This is a genomic window from Pseudomonas sp. Q11, from assembly GCF_024494355.1.
In the GTDB taxonomy this organism is placed as follows: Bacteria; Pseudomonadota; Gammaproteobacteria; order Pseudomonadales; family Pseudomonadaceae; genus Aquipseudomonas; species Aquipseudomonas hefeiensis.
Map to the genome: position 1 here is coordinate 53070 of NZ_JAKNQY010000018.1, position 9572 is coordinate 62641.

Sequence of the window (9572 nt, forward strand, 5' to 3'; positions counted from 1 at the left end):
CATGGATAGACATACCCTGATGTTGTTTGGCGGGATCGGCGCAATCCTGCTGCTGGCCTCCGTGATTGGTTTCATTCTCAAACTGCGGACAAAAGGCGCGCCGAATTCGGTCATCGATAACCTCAACGCGCGGATCAACGCCTGGTGGGTGATGGTGCTGGTGATCGGCACGGCGTTTTGGCTCGGCAACGCGGCGGTCATCCTGTTGTTCTACGCCGTGTCGTTTTACGCCCTGCGGGAATTCCTGACCCTGACACCGACCCGGCGCAGCGACTATCCGGCCTTGGTGGCGGCGTTTTACCTGGCGCTGCCGCTGCAATACCTGCTGATTTATTTTGACTGGTACGGGCTGTTTTCGATCTTTATCCCGGTGTACGTGTTCCTGCTGCTGCCGATCCTCGCGTCCCTGGGCGGCGACAGCACGCACTTTCTGGAGCGCGCTTCCAAGGTCCAGTGGGGGCTGATGATCGCGGTGTTCTGCATCTCGTTCGTGCCGGCGCTGCTGACGTTGGACATCGCCGGTTTTGAAGGGCGCAACCTGCTGCTGATCGCTTACCTGGTGATCGTGGTGCAACTGTCGGATGTGCTGCAGTACGTGTGCGGCAAGTTGTTCGGCAAACACAAGATCGCCCCGAACCTGTCACCGTCGAAAACCGTCGAGGGTTTTCTCGGCGGCATTCTGCTGGCCTCGCTGATCGGTGGCGCGTTGTGGTGGATCACGCCGTTCAATCCGTGGCAGTCGTTCCTCATTGCCTTGCTGATCAACCTGCTGGGGTTTGCCGGCGGCATTGTCATGTCGGCCATCAAGCGCGACCGTGGCGTCAAGGATTGGGGGCACATGATCGAAGGCCACGGCGGCATGCTGGATCGGTTGGACTCAGTGTGCTTCGCCGCGCCGATCTTCTTTCATCTGGTGCGGTACTGGTGGACCTGAAAAAACCTGTGGCAAACATCTAACCTGTGGGAGCGAGCCTGCTCGCGATAGGGCCGTAGGAGCTGTCGAGTGCAACGAGGCTGCGATCTTTCCTCAGACAATTGAGTCTCAAGCGAAAGATCAAAAGATCGCAGCCTTCGGCAGCTCCTACAGTCCAGTGCGGGCAATCAGTCGAGAATCAAATGCGGCAGGAACCGGCTCGAATCCTTGGTGATCAGGCTGTTGTCTTCCCGCACGCCGATGCCGGCGGCCTGGTCGCCGATAACCCAGGAGCCGATCAGCGTGTAGCTGTCGCCAAACTTCGGCAACGGGGCGAATTCCTGGAGGATGAAGGGGGCGTCGGTGTAAGGGCCGTCTTCTTTGACGATCAGGCCATCAGCAGTTTGCAGCTCGATGTTGGCGCCTTCCCGGGAAAAGAACGGTTTGCGTACCCAGCCCTTGGGCACGGCTTTGTTCGAGTCGCTGTCGAGATGGGCTGCGAGCAGGTTCGGGTGACCTTTGTTGGTCTCCCACAGCAACGGCAGGATGCCTTTGTTGGAGATGATCGATTTCCAGGCCGGCTCGAAAAACTGCGTGTCGCTCTGGGCAATCGCCGCACCAAAAGGCTCGTGGAAGATGAACTCCCAGGCATGCAGCTTGAACAGGTGAGGGATCCAGCGATCTTCCAGATCAACGAAGCGGCCTTCACCTGTAAGGCCGATGTCCTCGATATCGATGTGCCGCGATTCGATGCCGACTTTTTCCGCGATCAAGCGCAAGTAGTCGGTGGTGCCCTTGTCTTCGATCGAGTCTTTCATCGACGCAAAGTAAAAGGGTTGCTTGAGTTGCAGTTGGGCAAAGACCTGATGCAGCTTGGTGTCGATGCTGTTGAACTGGTCGGCATGCCCAGGCAACAGTCCGCGCTCGATGCATTGCTCCAGCCAGCCCCACTGGAACGCCGACGCCTCGTACAGGCTGGTCGGCGTGTCGTAGTTCAGTTCCAGCAGCTTGGCGGGGCCGCTGCCGTTGTAGGAGAAGTCCATGCGCCCATACAGGTGCGGATGCCCTTCCAGCCATGAGGTGCGAACCATGTCGAAGAACGGCGCGGGAATGCTCAGGCGCTCCAGCAACTCCTCGCTCTGAACCACTCGGGCCACCAGGTCCATGCACATTTCATGGATCTCGGTGGTCGGGTCTTCGAGATCGTCTTCGATCTGCTTGAGCGTGAACTGGTAGTACGCGCTCTCGTCCCAATAGGGTTCGTCGTCGATGGTGTGGAACAGAAAGCCGAGACTCTCGGCAGTCTGTTTCCAGTCATGACGTTCGGCGCAATGGACTTTCTTCATGACGCGCGTTCCTTAACTGCTCGATCGCCCGAAGCTGCTCGAGCCGCCCCAACCGCTGCGGGCGCTGGCTTTGCTACCGAAACCGCCACGGGAGGTGGACGAAGCAACAGAGATCGGTTTGCTGGCGGAGCGGACCGTGTCGGTGTAGTTGCCATACCTCGCCTGATTGGACTTGGTGAAGGTCGAGCCTTTGGAAATCCGCTGGGCGAGCGTTGAGGACCCGTAGTTGCCGCGATCATCGCGATAGCGGTAGACCGGTTGGGAGGAATAGCTGTTGCGGTTGCTGCTCAACATGTTGCCGATCAGCAACCCGGTCAGCAGGCTGGTGCCGGAGAACCCTGAGCCTTGCGCATTGGCTTCGGAGGCCGGCAGTTGCGCCTTGGCCGCGTCCACCTGGGCTTGGGTGACCTGACCATCGGCGGTCAGTTCGAAACCACCCAGCCTGGGGATGAACTGGCCAGTGGAATCCTGTTGGCACCAATCGGCAACAAAGTCGGCATCGCAATCGGCCTGGTTGCTGTACGCCGGCGCGATGCGGCGATGCTCGGCCATGGCGGCCATGTAGGCGTCGGAGCAAACGTCTACCGGGAGTTTTTCATCGGCACATTGCTGAACGGACTGGAAGTTGTATTTCTTCTGTACCGGGTAGGTTTTTTCCGTCGGGCCGCAGCCTGATATCGCCATGGCGACCGACGCTGCCAGCGAGAGCTGAACGTACTTGCTTCGTTTCATGGGATCTCCGTGGCGCAATCAGTTCTGGGAAGGCGTCATGCACGCGGCGTTCAACATGCCGACGCTGATGGCCACTGCCGCGATATAAATGCCCGCGGCGATTTCACCCTTTTTAATGCGCTCAGAGGCGCCTTTGAGCACCAGGCTGGTCACCAGGAACGCCAGCAGTTGCACGAACGCGGCAATCACCGCCCAGACGACGAAGTCCAGAAGGCTGATGGAGTAGGCAATCACATTGCTGGCCGGGATGGCGAAACCGATGATGGCGCCGCCCAGCGCGATGGCGGCAGCCACGTTGCCCGAACGGATCAGTTCGAACTCCTTGTGCGGCGTGATCCGGGTGTAGATGAACTGGTACAGCGCGAACAACACTGCCGCACCGAGGATGTACAACACAAACCCGAGCACGGCGGCTTTGTTCAGGGAAATGGAGAGCGCTTCAAGCATGGACTTCTTCCTTTTTCAAAAAGTATTCAGGTCAGTGGTATACAGCGAAATGCCCAGCGACGTGCTCAAGCTGATGCTGCCTTCGGCATCTTCTTCGACGGAAAACAGCAGGAATTCCCGGCGATCGGTCAGGCCGGTTTCGCGGGCATACAGCATTGAGCGGTGCTCGACGCTGTAGGACTCATCCGGATTGCTCACGCGCTCGCTCAACGCCACCAGTTCTGTCTGGCCTTCCTCGGTGCCCCATTCGCGGCTGTACTCGACACCGTCATGACTGTAGGTCGGCAGGCCGATCAGGCTTTCGGGCCCGGCCAGCCGCCGCAACTCCGCTTCACTGTTGAGGGTGACGTAACTGAGGTAATTGAACAGGATCACCGACTCGACCTGCCCGGCGACGTCGCCGCTGGTGTGCACTTGCAACCAGTAGTCCTCGTCGTTCATGTAACAGCGCGTCAGCCAGTTCGATTGCCCGAGGTCGACGATACCGGTGCTCCAGATCTGCTGGGCATCCGGGATGACCACACCAGTGTTGCCGTCGAGCAACAACTTCAGCGTGCTATCGAACCTGAGTTCTTTGCCGGATGCCAGGCCCAGCGGCCCGACGGCGGCTGGGCTTGGGTTAGCGACCCATTTGGAGTCTGTGCCCGAGTTCGGCGCCTCGATGCCCATCAACCGTTTAAACCAGCCCATTGGAGATTTCCTTGAGACGCGCGGAGGCGATATAGAAGAGGTCGCCGCCGCCCCCGACGCGCGTGTCGCAGGGCGGGTTGATCGAAGGATGCCGGGCGCCTTTGGCACGGTAGCCGATGAGAATGGCGTTGTGGTGCTCTTTCATCTGCACATACAGATCGCCGAACGCGGCATCAAACGCTTCGGGCAGCTTCATCAGGTACTGAGTGGCGCCCTCGCCCACGCACAGCAATTCATTGATAACCACCGACGAGCCTGGATCCTGTGAAGCACGCACCAACATCTCGATGGCCATGCTGGAGGTGCACTCCAGGCTGGGCGCGTAGGCGCTGGCGAGCGCGGCCACTTCACTGTCATTGAAATGAGCGACCACATGCCCGACAGGGTTCAGTTGATTGACCGCCAGCACGGTGGACAGGGTCAGATCGTCTGAGTGGGTGCGCACCAGGACGCGTTCGGCACCCGGCACGCCGGCGCGCTGCAAAAGCGCGACAGAGGACAGGCTTTCACCTTTGATAAAAGTCGTCTTGCCGGGCATGGGGTTTTCTTCAAGCTCGCAATCACAGATGACAATCAGGTTGTCATTGGACGTTTCGTCCTGCAGGAGCAACTCGATGACCCGCTCGCTGGAGGCGCCCTCCCAGCCGATGAGAACGGTGTGACCAGTCTTGCCGGTGAAATCGCCTTTGCCCTTCATGCCTTTTCTCCATACATCAATGACGCTGCTGGTGGTTTTGCCGATGACCGTCGTCAACAGGGCAATGCCCCCGAGCATGATCCAGGTCGCCACGAAAATTCGCCCGGCGGATGTCTGTGGCAACAGATCGCCATAACCGACGGTGAGCGTGGTGGTGAGATAGAAGTAGATGAACGTGGCGGCGGTGATGAGGTGTTGTTCGCCCAGAAGCACCAGGCCGATCCAGGCGATGGCCAGGTGCACGCCCATCGCAATCGCCAGTCCCGCCCAGCCGAACCGATGGAAGAAGGACGAGGCGTAGGTTCGCAGTAAAAGGAAAATCGACATTTCGTCCCTGACTCCGTGGGTTCATTCCTGGCGACGTCATCGCCCTGGCGTCTGAGTGCGTAAGTGCGGTTACGGGGCAGCATTAAACCCGCTGTGGGGATTGGATAGAAGTACCTGCCCCACAATTAAATCTATGGAGTGCCGGGCACCATTGTGGCGAGGGAGCTTGCTCCCGCTGGACTGCGCAGCAGTCCCATTCTTTGGGGCCGCTTCGCGCCCCAGCGGGAGCAAGCTCCCTCGCCACGGGTTCGGTGTGCGCGTACCAATTACTCCGCCGATTTTTTCTTCAGGCGTTCCAGAATCGCATTGGCGCTGCCTTCGTTCGGCGTGATGCCTGCATCGCGCAGTTTGCGCTCCAGGTCGTTGCCGGTCGAAGCCTCGGCCAGTTCGTCCTGGGCTTGCAGTTCAGCGGCACGTTGCTGTTGCTTGGCCTGCAAGCGGTTCAGCGTACCGACGGCGGTTTCCAGCTTGCCATTGGCGCCGCCGCTGGCAATCGAAGCACTGACCTGGGCTTTCTGCACGCTCTCACGGGCCTTGGCCATGTCCACTTGCTGACGCAGGCTTTTGATGCGGTTCTCGGCCTTGACGATGTCCTTGCGCATGTTTTCAGCGTAACCACCGAACTCGGTCGCGTGCTTTTGCTCGGCGTCCAGTTCAGAGGTCAGGGTCGAAATGGCTTCGGCCACTTCCAGGGCCAGGTCTTCGCGGTTGGCCTGGATGGCGGCCAGCGCCTTGGACTCCAGGTCCTGGATCTTGGCGTTGTACTCGCTGACGCGGTCAGTCGACAGTTTGTGCTTGGCCATGATGGTGACCAGCTCACGCTTGGCGTTGGCCAGCGCGCTGTCAGCATCGCGAATTTCCTGGTCGAGGATGCGCAGGGCCTGTTGATCGACGATCGATTCGCCGACTTCGTTGGCACCACCACGCAGCGCGGTGAACAATTTGCTCCAGATGGACTGAGTCATTGGATATTTCCTGTTCCCGAAAAATTAGATGAAGAAACGTTCGAAGGCTTCGCTGGCGCGCTGGACGTTGTCGACGAGGGTTTTGACCTCGGTCACGACGTTGGTCAGGCTGGAGTCGGAACTCAGTGCGCCAAACATGTTGTAGACAATCTGCCCGTTGGGCATGGACTCGATACCGATGGAGGACAGCGGGAACATTTCCCGGCTGCGCAGCACGGCATCATTGAAGGCCGCGACGTCGTTGATCGACTCGACATCCACCAGCACGGTGTCGACGATGATCTGATCCCCCACCACGGCGATGTAAATCGGCAAGCCGCCAAAATCGTTCATTTCCAGTTTGATGCTGGACTCCGAGCCTTGAACGAGGGAGAGCGTGATGTCGTTCGCCACCACTTCGTCGAGGGCCTGAAGGGCACTGAAGAGGCGATCAATGTTCCAGTTATTACCTGCGCTCATGTAATTCTCCGACATGAATGAGCCAGCCAGAATCGGTTGGCGTAGCTGTTTCTCCATCTGCTTGAGCAGGCTCCGGTTTTCGGGAAGCACCCAAGTTTCGTGTTTCACATACCCGGCGGCACTCAAGCCCGCGCGCATCTGCTTCATATAAAAGCTGGATGGTTTTTTCACGGACGGTTTCGAGCGCTCTCCCTTGCGGCTCGCTGAATCGGTAACAGACCCCGCAGGATCTGTTGGAGAGCGGCTGTTCATGGTGCTGACCTCACTGCGAAAAAACTCACGCGTGAGAAACACTACAGGGAATACCCGGTGCCCTCAATAGCTCACGCGTGAGGTTTTTTAATTGTCACAAATGTTGATCAACCCTGTGGGAGCAAAGCTCACCCCCACAGTTTTTTGGGGTGTTCACAAATCCGCAGTCCACCACAGATCCAATGTGGGAGCGGGCTTGCTCGCGAAGGCGGCGGGTCAGTTTGCATTGATGTTGAATGTACTGTCGTCTTCGCGAGCAAGCCCGCTCCCACAGCCCCCAGGTTGACATCTTGCTGATGGCGCCTTATGGATAGCTGAAGCTCTTGACCAACATCAACTCCCCCGCCGTACGCATCGGCACCACGAAGGTTTCCATCTTCTCGCTTGGCGTGCCCTCTTCGGTGATGACGGTGATCTGCGCCGTGGTCAGGGCTTGTGCCGCTTGTTGCTCGCCGTCCTCGTCACGGCGATAACCGCCGCCGTAGTAGTTCACGTACACCAGGTACTGGCCTTTGATCGGCGCGGGCATGGCGATGATTTCCGGGCCGTAGCCGGTGGTGACATCGACGTCGAGCGCGGCGCCGTTGGGGACGACGCGGTCGCCGTACCAGATGTGGGCGCCGTCCGGGGTGACGAGGTGCAGGTCCAGGTCGGTGCCGTCGCTGTCCCAAGTCAGCAAGACCCGCAGCTTGGCCGGGGTGGCGCCGCCGCTGGTGTTAAGGAACTGGGTGCGGTGGCGTTGCTGGCCGTCGGGGCTGCGCACTTCGACGCTGTTGCTGCCGTTGGAGAACGAGAACGGCCGGTCGAAGCGCCCTTGCGGGTCGAGTTTCAGTGGCAGGGTCACGCCGTTGATGACGAGTTTGCCTGGCTCGTTGCCGTCCTTGGGGGCGCCTTTGATCTGGCCGCTGATGCGGGCGGTATTGGCCTGGCCCTGGGGGGTGTTGACCGAAGAAGCCGGGTAGTTGACGGTCTGGAGAAAGTGCTCCCCTTCGCCTCCCGGCGCGCCGCTGCGCCAGCCGCCAACCGGGGTATCGAGCTTGATGCCCTCGCCCGCAATGGCTGGCGGCAACACGGCCAAAGCGCAGAACAACAGCAAGGCCTGTGGATAACGGAGTGTCATGGTCTATTCCAGCAAGAGGTGACGGGCGAGCCCTTCGATGTAGGTTTCGTCCTGGCCGTTGGGGTGGGCTTCAAAGGCCAGGTGCAAGTATTCGTGGGTCAGGTCGAGGCGGTCTTGCAGCGACAGCACACCGCGCACGTAGATGCGCCGGCGTTCGCGGTCGACATAGGGCCGGCCGAAGGCGACACGGCAGACGGCGAACGCGCTGATTTCGTTGTAACCCACTTCACCTGCCAGCCGAGGACGCCAGCCGCGTCGCTGTTTCAACAGCCAGTCCTGGGCAGCGGGCAGCGCCTCACAGGACGCCACCGGATTGTCCCAGCGACTGAGGCTCGCGCGCGGGTAGGCATGCAGCAGGATGGCGTCGTAGCGCTGGCCGGCGCTGGCTTGTTCCACGGCGTGGGCCCAGGACAGTTTGTCCGGGGCGGATTGGTCAGAGTGGTAGGTCACGTCGGTGCCTGCCAGCACCAGATCGCTGGTCCAGGCGGCGATGGCACGGGTTTGCGGCGTCGCCGGACGTGGGGCGACGCGCTGGCGATGACTGCTGTCGTCGATGCTCAGGCAATCGCCGTTACGCTGGGCGTTTTGCAGCAGGTAGCTACGGATCGCCACGGCCAGGGCCTTGGCCGCCTCGGCGGGTTCAGCCTTGGCTTCGCGCTGCAGGACCCGGGCGACGTACTCTTCCCGATCCAGTCGCGCGACCAGCTTGCCGGGCAGCAGGAACAGCTCGCCGTCGCTGTGGATATCCAGTTGGTTGCCATTGGTGAACTCGACACGGTAATCGCCGAGCAACGGGCCCGGCGTGGCTGGCCGGTCACCCGCCATCACCCGTTGCAAGGGATACCGGGCGAACAGGTTCACTTCCACGCATCGCCCCGTTTCCGCCGGCCAACGGGACGGCAGTGCCGTAGCCAACCCTTCACCGTATGCCTTCAATATCTGCTCGCTGGTGCCACGTCCACCGGCCCACACTGGCGTGCCGTCGGCTAGCCAACCGGCGAAGCCGCCCTGGCGCGATGAAGGATCCTGTTCACCCAGCCAACTCCAGGTCTTGACCCGCAGACGACTGCCCAACTGACCGACAAGACGCCCATCCGCCGCGTTGAGCACCACGTCCAGCAGTACCCGACGGGCCTGATCCTGAGCCGGCAGCATCGCCAGTGCCTTGAGCAGCTCAGCCACGCGAACCTGTTTTTGCGGTTGCAGGCTCGGCAGGTCCAGCAGCCACGACGGCGCCTGGCGGGCCTGCCAGTAATCGCGCCAGTGGGTGGCCGAAAGCCCCAGCCGCTGCGGCTCGAAATACAGGCCGCAGGATTTCACCAACGCCTGATCGCGACCGATGCTCTGCCCGGCGCTACAACAATAGACCTCCTCTTTGGACTGGCCGCGACATTCATAAACCGGTTCGCGGGCGCCAGTGTCCACCAGCCATGCGTAGACAAACAGCTTCCACACACTGCCCAGCGGCGCCTGCACGGCATCGGACAAGGGCTGACGGTCCAGCACCTGGGTCTGGCTCACCCGCAGCAACTGACCGTCGAAAGCCAGGCGCAACGGCTCCTCCTGCGCTGCGGCCAGCGCAGGGATCAAGCACAACAACCACCCAAGCCGCGGCCAGCGCATG

General features: G+C 60.5%; 10 protein-coding genes. 1 reads left to right on the top strand and 9 read right to left on the bottom strand.

The window, feature by feature from the left end; all coding sequences use genetic code 11:
- Position 1 precedes the first annotated feature (1 nt).
- Positions 2-934, top strand: a complete 933-nt coding sequence (locus MA884_RS18780; RefSeq protein WP_256231907.1) for a phosphatidate cytidylyltransferase — start codon at positions 2-4, stop codon at positions 932-934.
- 167 nt (positions 935-1101) lie between these two features.
- On the opposite strand, the gene MA884_RS18785 is transcribed toward MA884_RS18780, so the two are convergent.
- The 9 genes from MA884_RS18785 to MA884_RS18825 form a co-directional block, all read right to left on the bottom strand.
- Entirely contained in the window at positions 1102-2259 is a 1158-nt protein-coding gene (locus tag MA884_RS18785; RefSeq protein WP_256231908.1) for a glutathionylspermidine synthase family protein, read from the bottom strand.
- A 12-nt stretch (positions 2260-2271) separates the two neighbouring features.
- Positions 2272-2991, bottom strand: a complete 720-nt coding sequence (locus MA884_RS18790; protein ID WP_256231909.1) for a DUF1190 domain-containing protein — start codon at positions 2989-2991, stop codon at positions 2272-2274.
- Positions 2992-3009: 18 nt separating this feature from the next.
- Positions 3010-3438, bottom strand: a complete 429-nt coding sequence (locus MA884_RS18795) for a DUF350 domain-containing protein (RefSeq protein WP_092394735.1) — start codon at positions 3436-3438, stop codon at positions 3010-3012.
- Between the two features lie 15 nt (positions 3439-3453).
- A complete protein-coding gene (locus MA884_RS18800; protein ID WP_256231910.1) occupies positions 3454-4128 on the bottom strand; it encodes a DUF2491 family protein in 675 nt (224 codons plus the stop codon).
- Positions 4115-5152 (bottom strand): ion channel, encoded by a 1038-nt coding sequence (locus MA884_RS18805; protein WP_256231911.1) that lies wholly within the window; start codon positions 5150-5152, stop codon positions 4115-4117. Before MA884_RS18805 ends, MA884_RS18800 begins: the two co-directional genes overlap by 14 nt.
- Before the next feature lie 266 nt (positions 5153-5418).
- Positions 5419-6117: a PspA/IM30 family protein gene (locus MA884_RS18810; RefSeq protein WP_047229446.1), complete on the bottom strand. Its 699-nt coding sequence runs from the start codon at positions 6115-6117 to the stop codon at positions 5419-5421.
- 24 nt (positions 6118-6141) lie between these two features.
- Entirely contained in the window at positions 6142-6723 is a 582-nt protein-coding gene (locus MA884_RS18815) for a YjfI family protein (RefSeq protein ID WP_092394936.1), read from the bottom strand.
- A 409-nt stretch (positions 6724-7132) separates the two neighbouring features.
- On the bottom strand, positions 7133-7948 hold the full coding sequence (locus MA884_RS18820) for a YfaP family protein (RefSeq protein WP_256231912.1): 816 nt from the start codon (positions 7946-7948) through the stop codon (positions 7133-7135).
- A gap of 3 nt (positions 7949-7951) precedes the next feature.
- The gene (locus tag MA884_RS18825) at positions 7952-9571 is read right to left on the bottom strand and encodes a DUF2300 domain-containing protein (RefSeq protein WP_256231913.1); all 1620 of its coding nucleotides are present in this window, start codon (positions 9569-9571) and stop codon (positions 7952-7954) included.
- Position 9572 lies beyond the last annotated feature (1 nt).

Coding starts and splice junctions, on each gene's coding strand:
- MA884_RS18820 (WP_256231912.1), bottom strand. CDS start 7,948: ATGACACTCCGTTATCCACAGGCCTTGCTGTTGTTCTGCGCTTTGGCC.
- MA884_RS18785 (WP_256231908.1), bottom strand. CDS start 2,259: ATGAAGAAAGTCCATTGCGCCGAACGTCATGACTGGAAACAGACTGCC.
- MA884_RS18805 (WP_256231911.1), bottom strand. CDS start 5,152: ATGTCGATTTTCCTTTTACTGCGAACCTACGCCTCGTCCTTCTTCCAT.
- MA884_RS18790 (WP_256231909.1), bottom strand. CDS start 2,991: ATGAAACGAAGCAAGTACGTTCAGCTCTCGCTGGCAGCGTCGGTCGCC.
- MA884_RS18810 (WP_047229446.1), bottom strand. CDS start 6,117: ATGACTCAGTCCATCTGGAGCAAATTGTTCACCGCGCTGCGTGGTGGT.
- MA884_RS18780 (WP_256231907.1), top strand. CDS start 2: ATGGATAGACATACCCTGATGTTGTTTGGCGGGATCGGCGCAATCCTG.
- MA884_RS18795 (WP_092394735.1), bottom strand. CDS start 3,438: ATGCTTGAAGCGCTCTCCATTTCCCTGAACAAAGCCGCCGTGCTCGGG.
- MA884_RS18800 (WP_256231910.1), bottom strand. CDS start 4,128: ATGGGCTGGTTTAAACGGTTGATGGGCATCGAGGCGCCGAACTCGGGC.
- MA884_RS18815 (WP_092394936.1), bottom strand. CDS start 6,723: ATGAAGCAGATGCGCGCGGGCTTGAGTGCCGCCGGGTATGTGAAACAC.
- MA884_RS18825 (WP_256231913.1), bottom strand. CDS start 9,571: ATGCGCTGGCCGCGGCTTGGGTGGTTGTTGTGCTTGATCCCTGCGCTG.